The organism is Paenibacillus sp. FA6 (assembly GCF_051550225.1).
Taxonomy (GTDB): domain Bacteria; phylum Bacillota; class Bacilli; order Paenibacillales; family Paenibacillaceae; genus Paenibacillus_AQ.
The window spans coordinates 2,650,131-2,675,816 of record NZ_CP188820.1 but is presented as its reverse complement, the minus strand read 5'-3'; the positions used below and the strand labels follow the sequence as shown (position 1 = coordinate 2,675,816).

Genomic DNA, 25,686 nt, shown 5'->3' with positions numbered 1-25,686 from the left:
AATAGAGTGATCGTGTTTATTATGAGTGGGGAGTGAATCAAAGTTGTCACTGTACGTCATGAAATTCGGAGGTAGTTCTGTTGGAAATACGGAACGGATGCAGCGTGTAGCAAGACGCATCGTTGAGAAGCAAGATGAAGGTCATCAATGTGTGGTCGTAGTCTCAGCTATGGGGGATACCACAGATGAGTTAATTGACCAAGCTAAGTTATTGAACCCGGAGCCGCCAGCACGGGAAATGGATATGTTAATGACAACAGGTGAGCAAATATCAATGGCCATGTTATCGATGGCTATTCATCATCTAGGTCGTGAGGCTGTTTCTTTTACAGGGTGGCAAGCTGGATTCCGAACAGAGTCGGTACATGGTAAAGCAAGAATTATGGATATTATGCCAGATCGTGTTCAAGCTGCACTGAAACAGGGGAAAATTGTTGTAGTTGCTGGATTCCAAGGAATGACGGAAGATGGAGAGATTACGACATTCGGACGTGGTGGTTCGGATACTACAGCAGTGTCATTGGCAGCTGCGATTAATGCAGATGTATGTGAGATTTACACCGATGTAGATGGTATTTACTCTACTGATCCGCGTATTGTGAAATGTGCTACCAAGCTTAAGGAAATATCTTATGATGAAATGCTGGAGCTTGCTAGTCTGGGTGCGGCTGTATTACATCCACGTGCTGTAGAGTATGCGAAGCATAATAAAGTCCGCCTCGTGGTGCGGTCCAGTTTCAATAATAATGAAGGTACCGTTGTTAAGGAGGAAGCAAGCATGGAACAAGGGGTCGTAGTAAGTGGCATCGCTTACGATAAGAATGTGGCTCGTATTAGTATTTTGGGTGTATCTGATACTCCAGGTGTACTAGCGGAAGTATTCGGAGCATTGGCACGAGAAGGTATTAACGTTGATATTATCGTACAAAGTGGCGTTCAAGATGGTGAGGCAGACTTCTCATTTACAGTTTCGCTATCTGAATGTGACAATGCATTGTCCGTCATCGAAAGTCTCAAAGGGAATCTTCCATATCGAGAAGTTACATCCGAAGATAAGTTAGTTAAAGTATCTATTGTGGGTGCAGGAATGATTAGTCATCCTGGCGTTGCAGCTAAGATGTTCGATGTTATATCTAAACAAGGTGTTAGTATCAAGATGGTTAGCACATCTGAGATCAAAACCTCATGTGTTATCGATGGGAATAACTTAAATGAAGTTATTAAAGCTCTTCATACCGCTTATAATCTAGATAATGATAGTCAAGTATTTATTGGAGGTCCTGAGGACCGCCGCTGATCATAAACGTTATAAGGAAGTAATATGTGGGGCCTGACGGTGAACTTTCCGTTAGGTCCTTTTTTTGTTTCCTTCTAACTAATTAAATGAAAGAATCTGCGAAACTGTGCATCTAAAAAAAGAGATTTGAGCATATCTTAAAATATAAGAAAGTATAAGTTTCACTTGATACTCTATTTCTTATATTTCGGAAGAGACGGATACCTCAAAGCGAAACGAAGTATCGCTAGCATCGGAAGCATAAACTCCTTGGAAAAGGACGGTATAGCCGTTTCTGCTTGGATGGGAGGAGTGAAATAAAGGAGGATAATGATTGTGGACAAGTTCGTAGTCAGCATGGCCACCCTGCGTATTCTCTCAGGAAGCATTGAGATTGCAGCAGCGCTGTTCATGTTAAAGGTTGGACAAGTAGATAAAGCATTGACGATCAATACGATGTTGGCCTTTGTTGGACCGACTGTGTTGATCATTACAACTAGCATCGGGTTGATAGGGATGGCGGATAAGTTATCATGGGCGAAAATGAGTTGGATTCTGCTTGGAGTGATCTGTCTCTTAATTGGTATTTTGAAAAAATGATAGACTCAGTGGTCATAAAAGTGGAGTACAGGCATACATATGAGGTATGAAAACAATGAGTGACTCTACTGACTGAGTAGCAATTGAAATGAGAAATTAAGCGTATATTTTTCGAAGTGTTTTTCACAAAAATGAAGGTAAATGCTTTCGAAGTATTTTTGTTTCACAAAAATTGTAGGAGGGTTTATTCATGAAAATGAATTGGTTGGAGCTATTTCCTGAACCGATCAAGTCGCTCCTTGAACAATTACCATCCTCCATGCTGGATCGATTGGAAGAAGTTCGAATAAGAGAAGGGCGACCACTTGAGATTAATGCCGCCGGAGATCATCATTTCGTCACTCCGGGTGGTAAATTGACATACCGTGTCGAGGATTCGTACAAGCCGGCAAGAGAAGATAGTCATCGGCTCTTAGACAGGATTAGCAACCATTCCCTTTACACCATGGAAGAGGAGTTGCGTAAAGGATTTATAACGATACCTGGTGGCCACCGCATCGGATTAGCAGGTAGAACGGTGCTAAGCGGTGGTAAGGTGGAACACTTACGAGATATTAGTGGGTTTAATGTCCGGATTGCGAAGGAAATTCATGGAGCGTCTGATGAAATTCTTCCACATTTGCTGGATAGGAAGGAGAAGAGAATGAAGCATACTCTGATTCTATCTCCTCCTCAGCATGGTAAAACAACACTAATCAGGGATATGGCCAGACAAATTAGTAATGGTAGTTATGGTAATACAACGGTGAAATGGCCAGGGATGAAGGTTGGAATCATAGATGAACGATCGGAGATTGCCGGAAGTATACGTGGTGTACCCAGCTTCGATGTTGGATCAAGAACGGATGTTATGGACGGTTGCCCAAAGGCTGAAGGAATGATGATGATGATTCGATCGATGTCGCCTGAAGTCCTGCTCGTAGATGAAATTGGTCGTTCTGAAGATGCTGAGGCAATTACAGAAGCCCTTCATGCGGGTATATCCGTCATTGCAACAGCCCATGGCTCCTCTGTGGACGAACTCTCACAACGTCCGGCGTTGGCCGCTCTGATGGAGAATCAGATGTTTGAGGTATACGTCATTCTCAATCGGGTCGAGGGTCACTTGAACTTTCGCATCCTGGATAGGCAACAGCGATCTATCCAACTGTCCTTGCCGAATCAAAAAGGAGTTGATGTCTATGGTTAAACTGATTGGGATACTGATTATAGTGGTCTCAGGAGCACTAGCAGGTCTCAATAAGGCTAGGCAGTATGAAAGTCGGCCACGGCAGATTCGTGAGCTCATTCTAGCTATGCAACGACTGGAGACAGAAATATCCTATGGATACACACCGTTACCAGAGGCGCTCGACAAAATGGGAGAACAGGTGCGAGAACCATTGAAATCTTTCTTTCAGAGTGCAGCTAGGTTCATGAATCCTCCACACGGATTGACAGCTCAAGAGAGTATACAACAGGCATTATCCGACCATTGGAAGCATACTTCTATGAAATCTACTGAGAAGGACGTGCTTCATCAACTTAGCTTCACTTTAGGTACAAGTGATCGTCAAGATCAGATGAAACACCTTGCGTTAGCTGCACAGCAGTTGAAACATGAAGAGTCGACTGCGAGGGAGGAATTAGATAAATACGGTAAACTGAGCAAAAACCTAGGGCTTTTAGTTGGGATATTGGTCGTCATTTTGATCTTTTAGTGAGGTGCAGAATATGAATATTGACGTGAACGCCATCTTTCAGATTGCGGGAATCGGTATCATCATCGCCATGATTCATACGGTGCTCAAACAGATGGGAAAAGAGGATATGGCACATTGGGTGACGTTAATCGGTTTTATCGTGGTGCTGTTCATGGTTGTTCGTATGCTCGATGACCTGCTACAAGAGATCAAATCCATCTTTCTGTTCCAGTAGGAGAGCCATTATGGAAATCATACAAGTTGTTGGGCTCGGGCTAATATCTACGATTCTAATACTAATCATTAAAGAGCAAAAACCGATGTTTGCGTTTCTGCTAACCGCCTCTACAAGTATTCTGATTTTTCTGTTCTTGATCGGCAAAATCGACACCGTCATTAGTGAGCTAGAACGAATGGCAGAATCAGCAGGGGTTCAGATGATTTACTTAAAGACCATTCTCAAAATCATTGGTATTGCTTATATTGCTGAATTCGGATCCCAGATTGTAAGGGATTCAGGCCAGGAAAGTATCGCAACTAAGATCGAACTAGCAGGGAAAGTACTAATTATGGTGCTAGCTATACCCATAATAGGAATCATCATTGAAACTGTCATGAAGCTACTGCCTCACTAGAAAGTAGGATCTTACTATGTTAGGAAGCAGACGTTCTCCAGACGTTAAACATATATTTGTATGTATAGTGCTCATTCTACTGATGTGGGGAGGCAGTGTTTACGCTGAATCTCCGGGTGAACACCTTATTCAACAGCAAGCTAATAACTTACCCAAGGATCAGGTCGAAAGTTATTGGGATGAACTGATGAAAGATTACGGTGGATTCTTTCCTGATCAGAAAACACCTTCCTTTATGGATATGTTACTTCCCGGTGGAGAAGGGTTTGGCATTAAGAACGTGATGTCCGGTCTGACATCCTTCTTCTGGCACGAAGTGCTCTACAATGGGAAACTCTTAGTTACGATTGTGATGCTAAGCATCATGAGTTTAATCCTAGAGACTTTACAGACCGCATTTGAAAGAAATAATGTCAGCAAGGTTGCGTATTCACTATGTTACATGGTCATTATGGTGATTGCGATTAACAGCTTCTCCGTCGCTATTGGTTACGCCAAGGAAGCTATTAATCATATGATTGAATTTATGATGGCGATGATACCACTACTATTCTCGCTACTGGCATCTATGGGGAATCTCGTCACGGTATCTGTTACGCATCCCTTGATCGTATTCATGATTCACACGGTAGGGGCGGTTGTCCATACGACCGTATTTCCACTTCTATTCTTCTCGGCACTACTACACATTGTAAGTTCACTGTCTGACAAATATAAGTTGACGCAAATGGCGAATCTATTGCAAAAAATAAGTGTGGGGTTACTTGGAATATTACTAACCATATTTCTTGGAGTCATATCCGTTCAGGGGATTACAAGCTCCGTAACAGATGGTGTGACGATTCGCACAGCAAAATATGTATCTGGAAATTTTATCCCAGTCGTCGGAAAGATGTTCGCGGATGCGACAGATACGGTAATATCCGCTTCGTTATTAGTGAAGAACTCGATCGGGTTGGCTGGCGTTATTATTCTTCTCTTCCTATGTGCGTTTCCCGCTATCAAAATATTAACACTTGCTCTTATTTATCAAATGGCAGCAGCTGTATTGCAACCACTTGGAGATACTCCGATTGTGACCTGCTTGCAGACGATTGGTAAAAGCATGATTTACGCATTTGCTGCTATGGCGGTTGTAGGATTAATGTTCTTTCTGGCTATTACGATCCTGCTAATGGCTGGGAATGTAACGGTCATGATGAGGTGATGAAGGAGGGTAGCTATGGCTTGGTTAAACGAATGGATGAGAGAGGTCATCATGGTTGTGCTTTTAGCTACTTTTGTCGATCTTATTCTACCCAGTCGTTCTATGGAGCGCTATGTCAAGCTGGTTCTCAGCCTGCTCGTTCTGCTCACTCTCATGCAGCCCATCATCAACCTTCTGACGGATTCACCGGAAGTGAAGTTGAGTGCAGCATTTCAGAATCAAGATGTGAATGCAGCGTATTTCACCAATGGTAAAGAGAGTACATTACAGCAAATTCTGGCTCAGGGAGAGAAAATACAACATCAGCAACAAACCCAAAGTCTCCAGTGGGCTGGGGAAGAAGTCGCAAGACAAATGAAGGTACAAATCGAATCGAAGACAGGCAAACAAGTCCAAGAAGTGAAGGTGTTGCTTACATTACCTCCCATGAAAGAAAAGGATGAACAAGCATCACCTTCCATCACTTCGGTTGACGTTGTTTTACTGTTAGAAACAGAAGATTCTCAAGGACAGCCAGATCAAGATCACTCACAACAAATTGCTGTAGCCCCCATTGCTCCAGTAAAGGTGGAAGTTAATGTGGAGCCCGTGGAGGCAGGAAACGGTCAATCAGATGGTCGTAGTACAGGTACGAGTCAATCCGATGAGGCATCGGCTCAACTTATAAATGGGGCAGAAGATATTCAAAAGCTCCTCAGTAGCGAATGGAATTTAAAAGCCGAACAAATCAGGATTCTGGTAAATGAAGAAGACGCCAAGGTATAAAGGGGGTGATTGGTTTTGGGGAACTGGTATAAGAGGCTAGAGCAATGGGTAGGTGGGGGCGCGAGTGGAGCTAAAAAGATATCTGCGTTTCGTTGGCTCATTATTCTAGGGTTAGTAGGAGTAGCTATTGTGTTATTTAATTCCTTTGTGAATGTGAAAAAAATTGAGAATGAGAATATAGGAAGGGAACCACCGAGTTCAACTCCTATACAGGAAACGTTTCAAAATACGAGTTCGCAAGTGGATTCCTTTGGCAGTATAGAAGAGGTATTCGAGAGTAACATTAAAGAGATTTTGGAAAAAATAGTGGGTGTAGGTACGGTCGATGTATTAGTTACTGTGGATTCAACCGAAGAAATTGTTATTAAAAGCAATGTGCGAGATTCCCAACAGACATCTGAGGAGAATGATTCAAATGGGGGTAAACGGAATACTACCCAATATACCCGTGATGGCGAAATTGTAACCTATGAATCATCTGGAAGTGTGTCACCTATCATTACTAAAAGAGTCAAGCCGCAAATCAGGGGTGTGCTAGTCGTTGCTAAAGGAGCAGAGAATCAAGTGGTACGCAATCTTGTTGTAGATGCTGTATCCAAAGGACTGAATGTACCCAGTTTTAGAATTTCAGTCGTTCCACGTAAACAGGAGTAATATGTCATCCATTTCTTGAGAAGACGAAGGAGGAAGTTAGGAATGAATAATAAAAGACAAACAATATGGTTGGTTTCTATGCTCAGTTTGATGGTGATATTATCGGCTTATTATCTTTTTACAGAAGACTCGGGAACTTCAAAAATTCCAGTTGCAGATAGTAAACAGGTGTTAGAACTGCAACCCGTTGATAATAAAGAGCTTGTTATTACGGAAGTAGTAACGGATGGGCAAGTTAGTAATGATCTCACAGCGACAACAAAGACTCCAGATGTAGCCATTGGATCTGATACAGGATTAGAAGAAAAGGAAAAGACGAGTGAGAAGGCAACGGAAGAAACAGCGAAATCAAGCGAGAGTAAAAATGATGATGAGGTACTGAAAGAGGTTGCTTCCCAAGCGGTATCAGGTAGAAATATTTTGGACTCTTTTCAATGGGAGCGCAAAGAAAGTAATATAAAAAAAGAGACTGATTTATATGTAAAATTAGACAATCAGAAAAGTACCCCGGAAGAATTAGCTAAAGCGGATAATGAACTTAAGAGTTTAGAAGAAAAAGAATCCATTATTACGGGCATTGAAGAGGAGCTTCATGAGCAATTCGGTGAAGTCGTTGTAAAGGAAGAGAATGATGAGTATGAAGTGCTAGTTCTAGCCGATAAATTAGATGTGAATCAAGCTGTAAATATCGTGGAACTAGTCATGAAAGAGTTGAATGTATCGCAGAATAAAATTAGTGTAAGGAATGTAAAACCTTAATAATAGCCAAAAGTAGACATAATTAGATAAAATAATGATGGAGTCCAGGTAAGTCTGGGCTCTTTCCATTTCTTGCGTTTATGATATAATACATATCTATAATGTAAATGTAGTTTGTATACGGTTCCGATAGTTGAAGGAGTGAATTGATAATGTTTAAGTTGAATGAAATCAAAGAATTGATCAAGTTAGTAGATGAATCATCTCTTCAAGAGCTTGAGATTGAAGTGGAAGGTAACCGATTATCCATTCGTAAGCCTGGGCAAATGGAAGTAGTGAATGTTCAACATTCCGCTCCACAGGCGTATCCGATGGCACCAGTACATTTTCAGCAAACAAATCATGTATCTGATCCAGGTGTGACTGGGGTTGAACAGTCCATAGTTGCGGATACGAAATCATCATTACATAAAATTGTTTCTCCTATGGTGGGAACATTCTACAGAGCCGCATCTCCAGATGGAGCTCCTCTTGTGAGCTGTGGAGACAAGGTGCATTCGAAATCAACGGTATGTATCATAGAAGCTATGAAGTTAATGAATGAATTGGAAGCGGAAGTAAAGGGAGAAATTGTAGAGGTATTGGTTGATAATGGTCAATTGGTGGAATTTGGTCAGCCATTATTCCTGGTAAGAGCAGAGTAAAACATTTTAAAACATAAGTAATGCTTTCGAAGTGAGTTTTCCTTCGGAAAACATAAGAAATTGCTTTCGAAGTGAGTTTTCCTTCGGAAAACTTTTAGGAGGATGGTACCTGCAATGAAATTTCATAAAGTGCTCATTGCGAACCGCGGAGAGATTGCGGTTCGTATTATCCGAGCTTGTCGGGAACTTGATATATCTACGGTAGCGGTTTATTCAGAGGCAGACAAAGATTCTCTGCATGTTCGACTAGCGGATGAAGCTTATTGTATTGGTCCAGTCTCGTCTAAGGACAGTTACCTGAATGTCACTAATATTATGAGTGTTGCCACATTAACAGAGTGTGATGCGATCCACCCAGGATATGGATTTTTGGCTGAAAATGCAGACTTCGCTGAAATTTGTGAATCATGCAACATTACTTTTATCGGTCCTTCAGCAGAGGCTATTTCTAGAATGGGAGATAAGTCTGTTGCTAAGTTGACGATGAAAGAAGCGGGTGTACCTGTTATCCCTGGTTCCGATGGAATCGTGGATAATCTGGTTGAAGCCATTGTGATTGCTCGCGAAATTGGCTACCCATTAATCATCAAAGCAACTGCTGGTGGTGGGGGTAAAGGAATTCGAATTGCTGAAGATGAGGAATCATTAGTCAAGCAAATAACGGCTGCTCAGCAAGAAGCTCAGAAAGCCTTTGGTAATGCAGGGGTATATTTAGAGAAATACTTGACTGGCATGAAGCATGTAGAGATTCAGATTATTGCTGACAACTATGGTCATGTCGTGCATCTCGGTGAGCGGGATTGTTCGATACAACGTCGTAGACAGAAACTACTTGAAGAAGCTCCATGTCCTGTGCTTTCACCAGAAGTTCGTGAACAAATGGGTGAAGCGGCCGTTCGAGCTGCAAAGTCAGTTCAATATTCAGGAGCAGGAACACTTGAATTTCTTCTTGGTGAAGATGGTCAGTTTTATTTCATGGAGATGAATACTCGTATTCAGGTAGAGCATCCGGTGACGGAAATGGTGACAGGTGTGGACATCATTAAGGAAATGATCTCAGTGGCAGAAGGGCATGCTCTTTCTTTTGACCAAGAGGATATTGCGATTAATGGTTGGTCTATCGAATGTCGTATCAACGCAGAGGACCCTGAAAGAAACTTCATGCCATGTCCCGGCGAGATTACATTTTATCTACCTCCTGGTGGTCCTGGTGTACGTATCGATAGTGCCGCTTATCAAGGCTACTCGATTCCACCTTACTATGATTCTATGATTGCAAAGCTAATCGTATGGGCGCCAACACGACGCGAAGCCATCGCCAAAATGAAACGTGCTCTGTCTGAGTTTACAATAGGTGGAATTCATACAACCATTCCTTTTCACCAGAAACTGCTGAATCACCCTACATTTATCGAGGGGGATTTCGATATTAAATTCCTTGAAGAGAACGAGATTGTTTGAAATCTGAGTTCGTAAACTCAGATTTTTGAATATTCTCTTGAACCTTTAATTGTTTTAAATAACCCTAAATGATATAGTATGAATAGCTAATTTTGCATACTGAGACTGTGTTATGCAATCGTAATTGATGTCAGAAAATTTACTTGGAGGGTGTGACGAATTTATTATGAGTACATTACCGACTGAGTTTGAACGTACGGATATCGGTGAAATCCAGATTGCTCCTGAAGTGATTGAAGTGATCGCTGGGTTGGCTACAGTTGAGATTAGTGGAGTAGCAGGTATGAGTGGAGGATTTGCGGGTGGTATTGCTGAACTTTTAGGTCGTAAGAATCAATCCAAAGGCGTAAAAGTGGAAGTAGGGCAAAAAGAAGCAGCAATCGATGTATCTGTCATTGTAGAATACGGTTATCGTCTACCTGAAGTGGCTTCTCAAATTCAGAATAATGTCAAACGTTCAATTGAGAACATGACGGGTCTAACTGTGATTGAAGTGAATGTTCATATTCATGATGTTATTTTTAAACAAGTTGAGAAGAATAACGAGGACGTTGATTTTAGCCAACGTGTTAAATAACGGATTTCGATAGTCATTTAAACCCCCGACAGTTCATGTCGCGGGTTTACTATAATTTTAGGAGGTTGGATTGTCTCGTGGCTAAAATACTTGATAGACTTTTGCTGTTTGTTTATAGCTTGAGTATCGCTATTCTTTCTATAGCTGCAATCCTTCATCTAAGTGGAATATTACCTTCGGATTGGATTAATGAATCGGATTATGGTGTGTTCATTACTGCCATTATTGTATTGGTTGTATTGTTTCTTCTTAGTCTTCGTTTCTTTTATATTTCTATTCGAAAAGATCGTAATCGTACTCCTTCCATTGATCAACGGACTGAGTTTGGTGATATTCAAATATCAATAGAAACGATTGAGAATTTATGTCTTAAAGCAGCATCTAGAGTACGTGGCGTTAGAGATTTGAAATCTCGAATCAAGGTCGATCAAGCGGGCATTGATATTGAGATCCGTGCTGTTGTGGATGGAGAATATTCAATTCCTGTTTTGTCATCAGATATACAGAAACAGGTCCATGATTATTTGCAAGAAACAACTGGAATTCCAGTAGCCAATGTAGCGGTATTTATTGCTAATGTTGCACAGTCACCAAGTTTTAAGAGTAGAGTGGAATAGAGGTGGATTTCCCGATGCTTTGGAAAGAGATGTGGGAGAGTCACAGAGGGCGAATTGTCGGAGTAACGGGTGGAGTTTTATTCGGTATTGTATATTTAGTATCGGGTTTTTGGGATATGTTGTTCTTTGCATTAGTTGTGTTCATTGGATATATTTTCGGTAAAAGAAAAGATTTGCACCAAGGTTCCTTGCCTCAATGGAAGGAAGCTGTGCAACGGTTATCGGAAAAGTGGCGTCCTTTTAAATGAACCCTAAGATATGCTTTCTCCGGAAAAAGAGCTGCAGTTTAACCAGGCCCATTTTTTGGAGGAAGATTTCTTTGGGTTTTTTTTGTGAATATTAAGAAGAATATGAAAAGTCTGAAATTTTAAGATAAAGTAAAGTCTGGGAGGAACGATATAATAATGAAAAGACGTGTAGCTAGAGAGATCGTGGTACAAAGCTTGTATCAAATGGAAATGAACTTGGTTGAAAGTGAGGAGGCTGTATCCACCTTGTTGGTGGAAGCTTCTGAAGAGAATGAGACGGAAAGAGTCATCAAAGATGAGGTCAAGCTGAAGGAATACGTTCTGGAGTTAGTCAATGGAACATGGAGCAATAAAGTGGCGATTGATGAATTGCTTGGTCATTATTTAGTTGGATGGCAAATCAGTCGTTTATCCCGTGTAGATCGTCAAGTATTGCGTCTAGCTGCTTATGAAATGGTATATCAAGAGGATGTTCCAGCCAAAGTTGTCGTGAATGAGGCGATTGACCTTGCTAAGCATTTCGGTACAGAGGATTCTGGTAAATTCGTAAATGGAGTTCTAGGTAAGATGATTGGTGACTTGATTGAACTTAAAGAAAAACGTCAATAGAAAATCAAATGAAATCATAACATAAAGTTAGGGGAGATTATGATGGCGGCAACGATTATTAGTGGTAAACAGATATCGAATGAAATTCGTGGTTTATTGACAGAAGAAGTGAAGGAACTTTCAAGTAAAGGGGTTGTTCCCGGACTTGCTGTTGTATTGGTAGGGGAAGACGCCGCTTCTCAAGTTTATGTCCGTAATAAAGAGAAGGCTTGCCAAGATCTAGGCTTCTATTCTGAAGTACATCGCCTATCTAGAGAAACTTCACAAGAGGACCTATTGGCTTTAGTAAATAAGCTTAACCATCAAGAGAATATCAATGGGATACTTGTACAATTACCTCTTCCTGGACATATTGAGGAGAAAGCTGTCATTAATGCAATCTCTGTGGAGAAAGATGTGGATGGATTCCACCCCATCAACGTAGGGAACTTAGTCATTGGTGATGAGAGTCTTTTACCTTGTACACCAGCAGGTGTTATAGAACTCATTAAGCGTGCTGGGATAGAGATGTCAGGTAAGCACGCAGTTGTAATTGGACGTAGCAATATCGTTGGGAAGCCAGTATCGTTATTGCTTCAACGCGAGAATGCTACAGTTACCATGTGTCATTCCCGTACAGCTAATATGGCTGAAATTGCTCGTCAGGCTGATATCCTTGTAGTAGCTATTGGTCGGGCTAACTTTATCGATGCAAGCTTCGTGAAACCTGGAGCTGTAGTTATCGATGTCGGAATGAATCGCTTAGATAACGGTAAACTCGCTGGGGATGTTGATTTTGAGAGTGTTAAAGAAGTATGTGGGCCTATCACACCTGTTCCAGGTGGCGTTGGTCCGATGACGATTACTATGTTAATGAAGAATACACTGATTGCTGCCAAACGGCATCACAGATTGTCATAAAGGGGTCTACCATGGACCAACAGAAGGTATTATCCATAAAAGATCTGAGCCGATACATCCGTATGAAGTTAGATTCGGATTCATTGTTGTCTGATGTATGGATTCGTGGAGAAATATCTAATTTCACTCATCATTCAAGCGGACATATGTACTTTACGCTGAAAGACGAGAGCAGTCGGATTCGAGCCATAATGTTCGGGTCTCATAATCAGAAGTTACCCTTTCTACCCAAGGAAGGGGCTCGTGTTATTGCAAGAGGAAATGTTACCGTCTACGAACGGGATGGTCAGTATCAGTTCTATGCTACACATATGCAGCCGGATGGGATTGGTAGTCTGTATCTTGCCTTTGAACAGTTGAAGAAGAGGCTGGAAACAGAAGGGCTATTCGCTACGGAACATAAACAGAAATTACCTGCTTACCCGCGATCCATTGGCGTGATTACTTCGCCAACCGGGGCCGCAGTCAAGGATATTATGATTACATTGCAGCGTCGTTATCCTCAAGTACATATTATTTTATATCCTGTACTCGTCCAAGGTAAAGATGCAGCACCATCTGTTGTGCAGGCAATAAAGGTCATGAACAAGTTGGCTGAGGTCGATGTGATCATTGTTGGTCGAGGTGGGGGCTCTCTGGAGGAACTGTGGGCATTTAATGAGGAGATCGTTGCGCGAGCTATTTATCAATCTAAAATTCCGATTATTTCAGCTGTTGGTCATGAAACAGACTTCACGATTGCTGATTTTGTTGCGGATCTCAGGGCGGCTACGCCAACTGCAGCCGCAGAATTGGCTGTTCCGAATATGGCAGATGTAAAAGCTTCTCTTCAGCACATGGAAAGGCAGTTACGCCAGTCACTGAGACAACGAGTATCGTATTATCGTGAGCGGCTTGGAGCTTTGCAGCGTTCACCTGTATTGGTGAATCCTCGAAGAACATTACATCAACATACAGAGCGATTGGACAAGCTACAACAACAGCTTACTCGGTCGATGCGATCTGGAGTGAAATTGAGCAAAGAGCAGAAATCACGTGTCCATCAGAGTTTGTTGCGGTTCAATCCTAAGGATCAGGTTGCTGCTGTCAAGAAACAAAGAGAGAAGAATGAGCATCAGCTCCATATGGCGATGGCATCCATTCTTAAAGTGAATAAGAATCAATTAGGCACTGCTATGAAACAACTTGATGCACTTAGTCCTTTAAAGGTGATGTCTAGGGGTTACAGTCTTGTCTATGATGAGCAGGAACAACATTTAATTAAATCACTTAACGATGTCAAGCTAGGTGATTTGGTGAAAATAAGGGTGAATGATGGTCAATTCGACGCTCAGGTATGGGCAATGAAGGAGGATAAGCTAGATCATGGCGAAGGTCACTGAATTGAAATTCGAACAAGCAATGAGCCAATTAGAAGCCATTGTAGATGAGTTAGAGCATGGGGACGTCCCATTAGAAAAAGCGATTGAGCTATTTCAAAAAGGGATGGGGCTATCACAGTTGTGTAGCCAAAAGCTAGAGCAGGTAGAGCAGAAGATCGAAATGATTGTGCAGGAAGATGGCGAGATTCGAAAGAAACCCTTTGGTGCTTCACTGGAGTCAGAAAGCGGGGATTCGAATGGCTAACCGTCCCTCATTGCAAGATTATATTGAAGATGTGACTGATATTATCACATCTTCTTTACTAGATATTATTCCATCCGCGTGGGATGTGCCGGTTCATTTGAAGGAATCGATGACTTATTCTCTTCTTGCTGGAGGGAAACGTTTACGGCCACTGTTAGTGATTGCCGCATGCGAAGCTATGGGTGGCAATCGTGATGCCGCCATAGATGCCGCATGTTCTGTTGAAATGGTTCATACATACTCACTTATACATGATGATCTTCCAGCGATGGATAATGATGATTATCGTCGTGGTAAGTTGACGAATCACAAAGTATATGGCGAAGCTATGGCCATTCTTGCAGGAGACGGGTTACTCACACACGCCTTCTTCCACTTGGCTCAAATATCTCGAAAGTATAGTATTCCGGCAGATCAAGTTCTTGCTATCATCTCAGACTTATCAGAAATGGCTGGGCCTAGAGGAATGGTTGGGGGTCAGGTTGCTGATATGGAAGGGGAACAAGGATTAACTGATTTATCTCAACTGGAGTACATACATCTTCATAAAACGAGTGATTTGATCATATTCTCTCTTGTTGCGGGAGGACGAATTGCTGGAGCGGATGAGGACAGTATCGAAGCGCTTCGCTCATTTGGGCATCGTCTGGGGCTTGCTTTTCAGATTCAAGATGATATTCTAGATCTCATTGGTGACGAGGCGAAGCTTGGCAAAAAGACACAAAGTGATGTCAAACAAGATAAGGTGACTTATCCTTACTTTATTGGACTAGAGAAATCACAGATGGAAGTCGCAAGACTGACAGAAGAAGCAAAGAAGATTGTACTAGATGCACGAATTCCTCATCCAGAACTTCTTCTAGAAATTGCAGATTATTTGGTCAGTAGAGACCACTAATTCTGTAAGATTGTAATAAAAAGCTTCATATGTGATATAATGAGCGGAAAGTTTCCAACTGAAACAATAACAAATCCTATTGAAGAAAAGTGGGGAGATTAAAGTGCAGCTTCCACAAATAGATCAGCCAGAACAATTAAAGTCTCTATCGGTAGATGAACTAACTTCTCTTGCAACTGAAATACGACAGTTTCTTATTGAGAAGTTGTCGGTAACAGGTGGACATCTAGGACCCAATTTAGGAGTAGTGGAGCTTACAATTGCTCTTCATTACTGTTATAACAGCCCTAAGGATAAATTCATATTTGATGTAGGACATCAAGCGTACGTCCATAAAATACTTACAGGCCGCATGGATCGATTCGATACTTTGCGTAAGTATAAAGGATTATGTGGGTTCGTGAAGAGATCTGAAAGTGAACACGATGTCTGGGAAGCAGGGCATAGCAGTACTTCTCTTTCTGCTGCCATGGGAATGGCTCTTGCCAGAGATTTGAAAGGTGAAGACAACAAAGTAGTTGCAGTAATCGGTGATGGTGCTCTTACTGGTGGTATGGCGTTTGAGGCGCTGAATCATATTGGTCACGAGAAGAAAAAGTTAATGGTCATTCTTAATGATAACGAGATGTCCATTGCTCCAAACGTAGGTGCGATGCACAATTATTTAAGTAAGATACGTTCGGATCGACATTATTTACGTGCAAAAGACGAAGTTGAAGTGTTGTTGAAGAAAATTCCAGCGATTGGCGGTAAGTTAGCTAAGACTGTAGAGAAATTAAAGGATAGCCTTAAATATATGGTTGTACCTGGTATTCTTTTTGAAGAATTAGGATTTACGTATCTTGGTCCGGTTGATGGACATGACCTTCAGAAATTAATCGAGGCTTTCCGCCAAGCAGATAATGTAGACGGCCCAGTATTTGTTCATGTTCTTACAACCAAGGGCAAAGGGTACACACCAGCGGAAACTGATTTCTACAAATGGCATGGTATTACACCTTACAAAATAGAATCTGGCCAAGTTTTGAAATCTGCGGGAAACCCGATGTATACGGATGTGTTCGCACAGACATTAATAGAGCTGGGTGAACGTGATTCAAGAATAATAGCTGTAACACCGGCGATGCCCGGCGGATCTGGACTCTTTCCATTCGCTAAAAGATTCCCAGAGCGGATGATTGATGTGGGTATTGCGGAACAACATGCTGCAACGATGTGTGCTGCACTAGCAATGGAAGGTATGAAACCTGTATTTGCAGTGTATTCTACCTTTATGCAACGTTCGTATGATCAAATTGTACATGATATTTGCAGACATAACGCAAACGTGATGTTTGCTATAGACCGAGCTGGTTTCGTTGGAGCAGATGGAGAAACGCATCAAGGCGTATATGATATTGCTTTCATGCGTCATATCCCCAATATGGTTCTTATGATGCCCAAAGATGAGAATGAGCTTCGTCATATGATGTTCACAGCGTTAGAATACAATGACGGACCTATAGCGTATCGTTATCCACGTATTAATGGGCTAGGTGTCTCTATGGATGAGACGTTAGTATCTATTCCAATTGGAACATGGGAAACGGTTCGCGAAGGAGAGGGATATGCTGTTCTTGCTGTAGGACCGATGGTTCAAGTAGCATTAGACGCCGCTGAACAGCTAAAGCGCGATGGAATTCAGCTACAAGTTGTAAATGCGCGTTTCATAAAACCACTGGATGAAGATATGCTGCGTTCCCTTGCTAAATCAAGAACGAATATGATCGTATTAGAAGAAGCGTGTGAGGCAGGAAGTCTAGGTAGCGCGGTTCTTGAATTCTACGCAAGTCAGCATTTATTCAATACAACGGTATCCATCATGGGCATTCCTGATCGTTTTATTGAACATGGAAGCATTAAAGAACAACGTGAAGAAACGGATCTAACGGTGAAGGCAGTATGTGAAGAGATTCATGCACTAATGTCACTTCATCCCTATGAATATAGTCAAAGAAACTTTCCGTCTTAAGGCGTGAAGACGAAAATTAGGTGAATATATGGAAAAAGAACGTATTGATATACTGCTTGTAGAGCAGGGTTTATATGAAAGCCGTGAGAAAGCTAAAGCAGCGATTATGGCGGGATTGGTTTTTGCTGCTGAAGAACGTATTGAGAAGCCAGGAATGAAGATTCCTAGAGATGCTGTGATCAGGGTAAAAGGTGCTGTTCATCCATATGTAAGTCGTGGCGGGCTGAAGCTTGCGAAGGCTATCGATCAATTTGAAATTGAATTGCAAGATGCTATCATGCTTGATATTGGGTCTTCAACAGGTGGATTTACCGATTGTGCACTTAAGCATGGAGCGAATTACGTGTACGCTATCGATGTGGGAACCAATCAATTAGATTGGTCTCTTCGCAGCGATGATCGAGTATGTGTTATGGAAAAAACAAATTTTCGATATATGACACCTGAAGATTTAAAAGGACCGATACCCAATTTTGCGAGTATTGATGTCTCTTTTATTTCACTTCGAATCATATTACCTCCTTTGATGGCACTGTTGAATCAACCTTCAAGTATTGTCGCTTTGATCAAGCCACAATTCGAGGCAGGACGCGATAAGGTGGGGAAATCTGGTATCATCCGTGATTCTGCGGTCCACCGTGATGTGCTATCGACGATTCTAACGTTTGCTGAAGAAGTAGGTTACCGATTGCAAGGTCTGACCTTCTCACCCATTACAGGTGGGGAAGGTAATATAGAATTTTTGGCTCACTGGAAATTGGATACTTCAACACTTGAAGAACTCCCTATGGATAAAGATAAGATCAAAGTTCTCATAGATCGAGTGATACAAGAAGCCACATATACGTTTAAGGGGAACTCATCTAAGTAGATGGGTTTCTTTGCTGAAAAAAGGTTTTTTTCCGGTATTCGCGAATACTTCTAAAGAGGTGATTCACATGGGAGAGAAAACTGATTTATTTGTTATGATAGTCATTGGTATTGTCCTCATGATGGGTGTAGTCATCCTAGCTAAAAATTGGATTCAGGATCCAACAATCGATCATAGATTGAAGATCCCTTTTAATGAGTACATACCGGAACACCCTGCGGTAGATTTAATGCGAAGTAAAGGATATGAAGTGATCGGCGGACGAGTCAAAATCCCCCTTTATTTCGAAGTGGATCAAGAGGAATACTTTAGCAGATTGTTTATAGATTATGTAGCATTGAATGAAGAGGGTGCTGTATATCTGGTCAAGACAGCGCGTAAGCGACTGCCCTTGGAATGGACTGGAAGCTCACTTAGAGATCGTCTATTACCGTATTTTTTGTTATATCCAGATAGTGCAGGAGTGCTTTATGTCAATATAAACGAAGAAGAGGTACGAGAAATCTACTTTGACTGGGATGAAGAAGAATATATTGGTGAGAATGAGTAAAATATCAGCTTACCTCAGGAGGCATTTATGAAGGGACAACGACATATTAAAATTCGTGAAATCATTTCACAACGGGATATTGAAACGCAAGACGAATTGGTTGATGCGTTAAGAGAATCTGGATTTCAGGTTACACAAGCGACAGTATCTAGAGATATTAAAGAATTAGTACTCATTAAAGTACCAACGGATGAAGGGAAATATAAGTACTCCATGCCTACGGATCAGCGCTACAACCCTGTTATTAAATTGAAGCGAGCACTTGTAGACAATTTCGTTCATATCGATCATACAGGCAATCTTGTCGTTATGAAGTGTCTTCCGGGAACAGCCAACTCCGTGGCCGTGTTATTGGATAATATGGAGTGGAATCAGATTATGGGAACCATTTGTGGAGACGATACGATTCTTATGATCTGTCGGGTTGAGGAAGACAGTCTTTACGTCATCACTCAAATTATGAGTTTTATTTCTTAATATTGGAACGTAGTAAGAGCCAAAGGTGGGATTGATTCATGTTAGTAACGTTATCCATTCGGAATTTAGCTGTTATTGAAGCGATTGATGTACAATTTTATCAGGGATTTCATGTACTTACAGGTGAGACAGGAGCAGGTAAATCCATCATCATTGATGCACTCGGTCTTTTGGCCGGTGGCAGAGGGTCTGCTGATCTTATTCGTTATGGATGTGATAAGGCTGAGATTGAAGCACTGTTTGAGCTACAAGAAGGACATCCCATATGGGATGCACTTCTCAAGATCGGCGTAGACGGCAATCACGAAGAGCATTTGGTGATCAGACGTGAAATAACATCTCAAGGGAAGAGTACTTCTAGAATTAATGGACAACTTGTAAATCTTACGATGCTACGTGAAGTGGGTGATCATTTGGTGAATATCCACGGTCAGCATGAGCATCAAAGTTTGCTACGTCCAGATAGACACTTATTCTTTCTGGATACATATGGTGAAGAAGTCATCGGTCCGTTGAAAGAAAGGTATCAAGCGCAATATTCCGTATTTATTAAAGTTGAAAAAGAACTCCGTGAGTTGCAAAATACTAGCCAAAAGTCATTCCAAATGCTGGATTTGTATCGATTCCAATTGGAGGAAATTACTGCGGCAAATTTAAAATCAGGAGAAGATGAATGGTTAGCCGACGAAAGGGTCAAGCTATCCCATAGTGAGAAAATGATGGATTCTGTGTCGGGTGCGTATGATATTCTGTACGGACAACATGGTATAAGTTCCATTAGTTCCGCGGTTACTCTTCTGAAAGACATTGTTCATTATGATGAGAGTGGATTAAAGTCTATGCTTGAGCAGATACAATCTGCTTACTTCCAGCTTGAAGATGTAACGTTTCAGTTAAGGGATTACCGTGAGAATATTGAGTTTAATCCTGAGCGATTAGAAGAAATTGAACAACGTATTGATAAGATCATCACGTTAAGAAGGAAGTATGGAGATAGTGTTGAACAAATTCTAGATTATTACGCGAAGATAAAACTGGAAAGTGATTTGATTGAACATAAAGATGAGCATGTGGAGAACCTTCGTATACGACGGGATGACCTGCTTGTTGATTTACTTCAATCTGCATTTGAATTAAGTCAGGCCAGAAGACAATGTTCAGCCGATTTGGGGATGCAAGTTGAAGGAGAGCTTAAGGATCTTCAAATGGAACGTACATCCCTTCAGGTGAAGCATGATCTGCTTGAGGATCCACGTGGATATGAAGTGGAGGGTCATAAGGTTCGATTAACGAAACAGGGAATGGATAACGTCGAATTTATGATATCCCCTAATCCAGGCGAACCGTTAAGACCTCTTGGCAAAATTGCATCAGGTGGAGAGCTTTCAAGAATTATGCTCGCCATGAAGACGATATTTGCGCGTCATGATCGGATCCCCGTTCTTATATTTGATGAAGTGGATACCGGGGTCAGCGGTAGAGCAGCTCAATCGATTGCAGAGAAGCTCTTTAAGCTATCGGAGAGTTGCCAAGTGTTCTCCATTACCCATTTACCACAAGTGGCTTGTATGGCCGATAACCAGTATTTAATTGAGAAGAACATTATAGATGGACGAACGATGACAAGGGTAGACAATCTGTCTGAAGAGGGGCGGATTGAGGAACTTGCTCGTATGCTTGGTGGTGTTGAGATAACGACAAAAACTCGTCATCATGCTCAAGAAATGCTGAAGTTGGCTGAAGCGAGAAAAGCTGCCAGGTAAGGGATTGGAGTAATGATTGACAGTAATAAAAGCCTGAGGGCGGGGTTATCTTAAAGGTACGCAATTGGCGACCACCTTTCGTCAAGCGAAAGAAGCAAAAGGGAGTGTGACAGCCATTGAGCTCCAACCTCAGGAAGAAATTATTTGGCCTATTATCTGCCTGCGTTCTGTGTTTCGTTGGTACAAGTGAACCTGTACAAAGTTTTGCTGCTTTGCCTAACGATGTAAGGTTATTTACGGGTGATTTATCTACACTTCAGTTGGCAGTTCCGGTTCATGCCCAAGCCTCTGTAGATAGACCTGATGTACTACAAATGAATGGCACGGCACAACCAACGCTCCAAGTGTCCCCTAGTCATCCTTTGCAGCTCAGTTCCAAGCGTAGTGGCAATGCTCGTCTTACCCTGAAAGCATTCGGTACCATCCCTTTTAAGACGATGAGAGTTCAAGTTATTCCAGGATTAAAAGTGTACCCCGGAGGACAAACCATTGGAGTGAAAGTGAAATCAGCTGGTATTCTGGTTGTAGGACATCATTTAGTCAACGTAAGTCACGATAGTCGAATATCTCCAGGTGAAAATGCTGGTATTCAATTAGGTGATTTAATGACACATATGAATGGAGTTCCCCTCACGGATATAAGTAAAGTAGGAAGCATGGTCGATGAAGCTGGATTAAGTAAGAGAAAGCTTGATATTTCTTTTAAAAGAGGAGATAAGGTGTTATCAACCAAGTTGACGCCTGCTTATGATGATGAGGACAAAGCCTGGAGGCTTGGCCTTTATATTCGTGATTCAGCAGCTGGTGTGGGTACTCTAACCTTCTATGCACCTGATCAAGGCGTATATGGAGCACTTGGACACGTCATCACTGATATGAACACGCAAACCCCAATCGTTGTCGGTAGCGGACAAATTGTTGAATCCAACGTAACTTCAATTTCTAAAAGCCAAGATGGTGAACCGGGTGAGAAAAGAGCTCATTTTCTGAAGGAAAGCAATATTATTGGTAATATTGTAAGTAATACTCATTTTGGAATTTTTGGTAAAATGACAAAGAATCCTGAACACAGTGTATATAAAGAACCGATTCCAATTGCTTTTGCAGAAGAAGTGAAGGAAGGACCTGCAGAAATATTGACTGTCGTGGATGGTCAGCAGGTTGAAAGGTTTAAAATTGAGATTGTTCATGTGGCAAGGCAAGATGCACCTTCAACGAAGGGACTTGTCATAAAAATTACGGATCCGAAACTGATTAGCAAGACAGGTGGTATTGTTCAAGGCATGAGTGGTAGTCCGATTATACAGAATGGCAAATTAATTGGTGCAGTAACACATGTATTTGTGAATGACCCTAAATCAGGCTATGGATGTTTCATCGAATGGATGCTTCAGGATTCCGGAGCTATACCCAAAACTTCAAATCAACAAAAAAACCTTAAAGCGAGTTAGCTTTAAGGTTTTTTGTCATAAATAGTTGAATAAGATCATATGCTGTAAAAAAGGAATCAATTATATAGGAAGATGATAAAAAAATAAACAAAAATAATTTTCGACAGAAGGGATTTGGATTTCGATGTCGAAACTATGTTTGGAGAGGAAAAAAATCACAGTTAAATAATTATCAAGGGAAACCAAGGAGGAACCAAAATTGCAAAAAATCGAGATCTTATTAGCGGATGACAACCGAGAATTTACAAATTTGCTTGCCGAATACCTGACGGATCAAGAAGATATGGTTGTTACCGGAATCGCCTATAATGGCGAGGAAGTGCTCAATATGATCAATGAATCTAGAAAAGCACCTGATGTGTTAATTTTAGATATCATCATGCCTCATCTAGATGGTCTTGGGGTGCTTGAACGTCTGCGTGAGATGAATCTCTCGCCACAGCCCAAAGTCGTTATGTTAACGGCGTTCGGTCAAGAGAACATCACCCAGAGAGCTGTGCAACTTGGTGCTTCCTACTACATATTGAAACCATTTGATATGGAAGTTCTTGCGAATCGTGTTCGTCAATTGGTGGGTCAACCCAATGTGAATTCACCAAGTATGTCCTCCATGTTACACAACAGATCTAACGTGCTTCCATTGGGCAAAGGAAGAAATTTAGACGCTAACATTACATCCATCATTCATGAAATTGGCGTTCCTGCACATATTAAAGGATATCAATATTTGCGCGAAGCCATCACCATGGTGTATAACAACATAGAAATTCTAGGCGCCATCACGAAGACTCTTTATCCAGCGGTTGCCGAAAAATTCAAAACAACGCCTTCCCGAGTAGAACGCGCCATCCGACATGCGATAGAAGTAGCATGGACACGCGGAAACATCGACTCCATCAGCCACCTGTTCGGCTACACGATCAATATAAGCAAGTCTAAGCCCACCAATTCGGAATTTATTGCGATGGTAGCTGACAAGCTTAGAATTGAGCATAAGGTTAGCTGAGGGGCATCAACGCTTGACTTAGCGCCTTATATTCGGTAGCTGAAACGGTGAATTTACGAAAGTTAACTTGTCAGGGTTCCGATAAACTATGAAGTGCCCATAACGATAAACTTTGAAGTATTTTATTCGGTTTTCACGTGAGTTTGTCGGACGTTTAGTTGAGGGTAATAGTAACGTAATTCAATATTAAAGACAAGTGGACGTTCTTCGGTTGTACAGCGGAGGAACGTCTTTTTTTCATTTCCAATAAATTTACGAGGAATAAAACTGTGAATAAAATGGACTATATCGTTCAATAAAACTAGACCGTCACACTCTCCAACCATTTCATGTGGTAAAATGTCCCTATCATGTAATACTAGATAAGGAGATTTTATATGGGGTATTCCGTAAAGTGGAAAGAGTTTCTAGACTTAATTTGTGAGATTGAGGATAAAACTTATATGAAAAGACTATGGTTTAGAGGACATAGTAATTCTTCATATGTGTTGAAGTCAGGATTATTTAGAGATGACCATGAAGACTTACTTAGCTATTTATATATAGAAGACAGTAACTATACAATCTTTAATAATTTAGGATCACATATCCATAATAACCTTACTGATTGGGAACTATTGTTTTTAATGCAGCATCATGGAGTTAAAACTAGACTTCTTGATTGGTCGGAGTCCTTTGCAGTAGCTCTTTTTTTTGCATGTGCCAACTGGGATGAACAAAAAAATAATGCGAGAATATGGTTACTTGATCCCGCAGAATTAAATCGGTTATCTATTGAAAGACCTGCTACTACAAGGGCTGATATTTTAGGTGAATATGAAGAATGCTTAGATGATGCAACAAAATTTTCAAACAATTCTATAGCAATATATCCACCTAGAAATAATAATAGAATTACACGTCAAAGAGGGACATTTACATTACAAGGGAACACATTAGAATCGTTGGATGAGGAGTTTAATGGTGATTTAATAAAAATGAATGCTCTTTCTTATATTGATTTAGAACCAGAATTAAAATCTGATGCAATTAGATACTTACATCAATGTGGAATAGATTACTTCACCTTATTCCCCGATTTAGATGGGTTAGCGAAATATGCTAATAATAATAGTACTAAAGGTAACAAACTTAGGCTGATGAGCAGAGGGATTCCTAATTTCAATAATGACGAGATTAGAGAAATGTTTTTTAAGAAATCAATTAAATGAAATTAGTCTTTGTAAGGAGTGTCTCATTGTCAATCAAAACTCATTGTCAATTACAGTGTCCTAAACATTACTGGAGCGGGAATGTTCTCGATGGAAACCAAATCAACAACTATTGATATGAATACTGATTTGGATAATATCGACACATTGTGTGAAGAAGCTAAGCAGAGAATTAGATTGTTAGACCTTGTCGAACCTGATCAAATTCAAATTTATGGGGTTATGAGGGTTGATTTTTAAATAGGCTTTTATTAACTACCATTGTAGGGGCGTTCATTAATACCGTAACATGCAAAGCCACCACAAGCATGTACAAAAGGATGAGTAGGCACTGGTATCAATCACCAAGAAGACACGTTAGGCTTGCTAATATATTCAGCCCAATACACTCCAACTTCAAACTTTCTACATTGCATTCTAAGCAGTATGTATTCAATAGGTGAGGAAATATTCGAATCAGCTTATTAAGTCGGTTTAGTATGTCCTCAAGAGTTTAGGAAACAACTTGTGAGATAGAAATCCCTTGATTAGTCGTTCTAACCTGACTAGAAATAAACTAATCATTACGAGCTGTTATTATCTGAAGAGCAAGATCATGAATTTACTGATCTCAAATATATAAATGTTTGAAAATACTCCTGATTTAATATTATACCATGGTATAATATGATGTATGAAATAGAATAAACACTAATATATTAGAGGAGATGGTAGTTTTGTCACATCAAGATCACATGACGTTAGAGACAATCGTTAGAGGGGCATTAGGTGGCGTAAGTAGACGTGGAATGGTAGTAGCAGATGCGGATTTTACAGAGTTGGAAGGGGGAGCTTTTTCAGCATTTGTTGCTGCTCTGGCTCCATATTATATAAATGCTTCTAATGATCGACAATCAACTATACATGAATTAGTAAGTAGATATTCACATCTTTCAGGCACAAAGGTCGGTGGAGAAGTTGCTAGTCAAATGGCTAGGGACTTAAGATCCTTTTTTGATACACAAGGAATTGAATTAAACAAACTTTAATAATAAAAAGTCCTCATCTGGGGATTAAATTACAGGAATAATGACGGTTAATTAGTCCATAAACAAAGCTAAAGTCCTTGAGGATGTTCTCATGGGCTTTTTTTTACTTTGACGTTGTTTGAAATAAAAATTTGAGAAACACTTGTTTTAATGTTTAAAA

At 40.9% G+C, this 25,686-nt stretch carries 29 protein-coding genes; all 29 read left to right on the top strand.

Annotated elements, in window-relative coordinates; genetic code table 11:
* Positions 1–43: 43 nt before the first annotated feature.
* The 29 genes from ACP8HI_RS12660 to ACP8HI_RS12520 all read left to right on the top strand — a co-directional run bounded on the left by ACP8HI_RS12660 (position 44) and on the right by ACP8HI_RS12520 (position 25,526).
* A complete protein-coding gene (locus ACP8HI_RS12660; RefSeq protein ID WP_438351417.1) occupies positions 44–1,297 on the top strand; it encodes an aspartate kinase in 1,254 nt (417 codons plus the stop codon).
* Between the two features lie 312 nt (positions 1,298–1,609).
* The gene (locus tag ACP8HI_RS12655) at positions 1,610–1,876 is read left to right on the top strand and encodes a YqhV family protein (protein WP_438351803.1); all 267 of its coding nucleotides are present in this window, start codon (positions 1,610–1,612) and stop codon (positions 1,874–1,876) included.
* 190 nt (positions 1,877–2,066) lie between these two features.
* The gene (spoIIIAA, locus tag ACP8HI_RS12650; protein ID WP_438351416.1) at positions 2,067–3,065 is read left to right on the top strand and encodes a stage III sporulation protein AA; all 999 of its coding nucleotides are present in this window, start codon (positions 2,067–2,069) and stop codon (positions 3,063–3,065) included.
* Positions 3,058–3,576: a stage III sporulation protein SpoIIIAB gene (gene spoIIIAB, locus ACP8HI_RS12645; protein ID WP_438351415.1), complete on the top strand. Its 519-nt coding sequence runs from the start codon at positions 3,058–3,060 to the stop codon at positions 3,574–3,576. The genes spoIIIAA and spoIIIAB overlap by 8 nt, the downstream gene beginning before the upstream one ends.
* A 13-nt stretch (positions 3,577–3,589) precedes the next feature.
* Positions 3,590–3,793, top strand: a complete 204-nt coding sequence (gene spoIIIAC / locus ACP8HI_RS12640) for a stage III sporulation protein AC (RefSeq protein WP_438351414.1) — start codon at positions 3,590–3,592, stop codon at positions 3,791–3,793.
* 10 nt (positions 3,794–3,803) lie between these two features.
* Positions 3,804–4,193 carry a stage III sporulation protein AD gene (spoIIIAD, locus tag ACP8HI_RS12635; protein WP_438351413.1) on the top strand — a complete coding sequence of 130 codons (390 nt, stop codon included), beginning with the start codon at positions 3,804–3,806 and terminating at the stop codon, positions 4,191–4,193.
* Positions 4,194–4,209: 16 nt separating this feature from the next.
* Positions 4,210–5,400, top strand: coding sequence for a stage III sporulation protein AE (gene spoIIIAE / locus ACP8HI_RS12630; protein ID WP_438351412.1), 1,191 nt, complete (start codon positions 4,210–4,212; stop codon positions 5,398–5,400).
* Positions 5,401–5,415: 15 nt separating this feature from the next.
* Positions 5,416–6,165 carry a stage III sporulation protein AF gene (gene spoIIIAF, locus ACP8HI_RS12625; RefSeq protein ID WP_438351411.1) on the top strand — a complete coding sequence of 250 codons (750 nt, stop codon included), beginning with the start codon at positions 5,416–5,418 and terminating at the stop codon, positions 6,163–6,165.
* A gap of 15 nt (positions 6,166–6,180) precedes the next feature.
* Positions 6,181–6,819, top strand: a complete 639-nt coding sequence (spoIIIAG, locus tag ACP8HI_RS12620; RefSeq protein ID WP_438351410.1) for a stage III sporulation protein AG — start codon at positions 6,181–6,183, stop codon at positions 6,817–6,819.
* Between the two features lie 42 nt (positions 6,820–6,861).
* The gene (locus ACP8HI_RS12615; RefSeq protein WP_438351409.1) at positions 6,862–7,578 is read left to right on the top strand and encodes a SpoIIIAH-like family protein; all 717 of its coding nucleotides are present in this window, start codon (positions 6,862–6,864) and stop codon (positions 7,576–7,578) included.
* A gap of 152 nt (positions 7,579–7,730) precedes the next feature.
* Positions 7,731–8,222 (top strand): acetyl-CoA carboxylase biotin carboxyl carrier protein, encoded by a 492-nt coding sequence (gene accB, locus ACP8HI_RS12610; protein WP_438351408.1) that lies wholly within the window; start codon positions 7,731–7,733, stop codon positions 8,220–8,222.
* Between the two features lie 114 nt (positions 8,223–8,336).
* Positions 8,337–9,683 (top strand): acetyl-CoA carboxylase biotin carboxylase subunit, encoded by a 1,347-nt coding sequence (gene accC, locus ACP8HI_RS12605; protein ID WP_438351407.1) that lies wholly within the window; start codon positions 8,337–8,339, stop codon positions 9,681–9,683.
* 166 nt (positions 9,684–9,849) lie between these two features.
* Positions 9,850–10,260, top strand: coding sequence for an Asp23/Gls24 family envelope stress response protein (locus ACP8HI_RS12600; RefSeq protein WP_438351802.1), 411 nt, complete (start codon positions 9,850–9,852; stop codon positions 10,258–10,260).
* Positions 10,261–10,337: 77 nt separating this feature from the next.
* Positions 10,338–10,877, top strand: a complete 540-nt coding sequence (gene amaP, locus ACP8HI_RS12595; protein WP_438351406.1) for an alkaline shock response membrane anchor protein AmaP — start codon at positions 10,338–10,340, stop codon at positions 10,875–10,877.
* Positions 10,878–10,891: 14 nt separating this feature from the next.
* Entirely contained in the window at positions 10,892–11,125 is a 234-nt protein-coding gene (locus ACP8HI_RS12590; protein WP_438351405.1) for a DUF2273 domain-containing protein, read from the top strand.
* A gap of 156 nt (positions 11,126–11,281) precedes the next feature.
* The gene (gene nusB, locus ACP8HI_RS12585; RefSeq protein WP_438351404.1) at positions 11,282–11,734 is read left to right on the top strand and encodes a transcription antitermination factor NusB; all 453 of its coding nucleotides are present in this window, start codon (positions 11,282–11,284) and stop codon (positions 11,732–11,734) included.
* 42 nt (positions 11,735–11,776) lie between these two features.
* Positions 11,777–12,634 carry a bifunctional methylenetetrahydrofolate dehydrogenase/methenyltetrahydrofolate cyclohydrolase FolD gene (gene folD, locus ACP8HI_RS12580; RefSeq protein WP_438351801.1) on the top strand — a complete coding sequence of 286 codons (858 nt, stop codon included), beginning with the start codon at positions 11,777–11,779 and terminating at the stop codon, positions 12,632–12,634.
* Between the two features lie 11 nt (positions 12,635–12,645).
* Positions 12,646–14,016, top strand: coding sequence for an exodeoxyribonuclease VII large subunit (gene xseA / locus ACP8HI_RS12575; protein ID WP_438351403.1), 1,371 nt, complete (start codon positions 12,646–12,648; stop codon positions 14,014–14,016).
* Positions 14,000–14,260 carry an exodeoxyribonuclease VII small subunit gene (xseB, locus tag ACP8HI_RS12570; protein WP_438351402.1) on the top strand — a complete coding sequence of 87 codons (261 nt, stop codon included), beginning with the start codon at positions 14,000–14,002 and terminating at the stop codon, positions 14,258–14,260. Before xseA ends, xseB begins: the two co-directional genes overlap by 17 nt.
* On the top strand, positions 14,253–15,158 hold the full coding sequence (locus tag ACP8HI_RS12565) for a polyprenyl synthetase family protein (RefSeq protein WP_438351401.1): 906 nt from the start codon (positions 14,253–14,255) through the stop codon (positions 15,156–15,158). The genes xseB and ACP8HI_RS12565 overlap by 8 nt, the downstream gene beginning before the upstream one ends.
* Before the next feature lie 103 nt (positions 15,159–15,261).
* Complete coding sequence (gene dxs, locus ACP8HI_RS12560) at positions 15,262–17,169, top strand: 1-deoxy-D-xylulose-5-phosphate synthase (protein WP_438351800.1); 1,908 nt, start codon at positions 15,262–15,264, stop codon at positions 17,167–17,169.
* Between the two features lie 28 nt (positions 17,170–17,197).
* Positions 17,198–18,040: a TlyA family RNA methyltransferase gene (locus ACP8HI_RS12555; RefSeq protein ID WP_438351400.1), complete on the top strand. Its 843-nt coding sequence runs from the start codon at positions 17,198–17,200 to the stop codon at positions 18,038–18,040.
* A 67-nt stretch (positions 18,041–18,107) separates the two neighbouring features.
* The gene (locus ACP8HI_RS12550; protein ID WP_438351399.1) at positions 18,108–18,590 is read left to right on the top strand and encodes a hypothetical protein; all 483 of its coding nucleotides are present in this window, start codon (positions 18,108–18,110) and stop codon (positions 18,588–18,590) included.
* A 27-nt stretch (positions 18,591–18,617) separates the two neighbouring features.
* On the top strand, positions 18,618–19,067 hold the full coding sequence (gene ahrC, locus ACP8HI_RS12545) for a transcriptional regulator AhrC/ArgR (RefSeq protein ID WP_438351398.1): 450 nt from the start codon (positions 18,618–18,620) through the stop codon (positions 19,065–19,067).
* A 38-nt stretch (positions 19,068–19,105) separates the two neighbouring features.
* The gene (gene recN / locus ACP8HI_RS12540) at positions 19,106–20,830 is read left to right on the top strand and encodes a DNA repair protein RecN (RefSeq protein WP_438351397.1); all 1,725 of its coding nucleotides are present in this window, start codon (positions 19,106–19,108) and stop codon (positions 20,828–20,830) included.
* A gap of 116 nt (positions 20,831–20,946) precedes the next feature.
* Entirely contained in the window at positions 20,947–22,281 is a 1,335-nt protein-coding gene (gene spoIVB / locus ACP8HI_RS12535) for a SpoIVB peptidase (RefSeq protein WP_438351396.1), read from the top strand.
* A gap of 199 nt (positions 22,282–22,480) precedes the next feature.
* Positions 22,481–23,287 carry a sporulation transcription factor Spo0A gene (spo0A, locus tag ACP8HI_RS12530; protein ID WP_438351395.1) on the top strand — a complete coding sequence of 269 codons (807 nt, stop codon included), beginning with the start codon at positions 22,481–22,483 and terminating at the stop codon, positions 23,285–23,287.
* Between the two features lie 377 nt (positions 23,288–23,664).
* Positions 23,665–24,498: an FRG domain-containing protein gene (locus ACP8HI_RS12525; protein ID WP_438351394.1), complete on the top strand. Its 834-nt coding sequence runs from the start codon at positions 23,665–23,667 to the stop codon at positions 24,496–24,498.
* 716 nt (positions 24,499–25,214) lie between these two features.
* Positions 25,215–25,526, top strand: a complete 312-nt coding sequence (locus tag ACP8HI_RS12520; RefSeq protein WP_438351393.1) for a hypothetical protein — start codon at positions 25,215–25,217, stop codon at positions 25,524–25,526.
* The last annotated feature ends 160 nt before the right edge of the window (positions 25,527–25,686 follow it).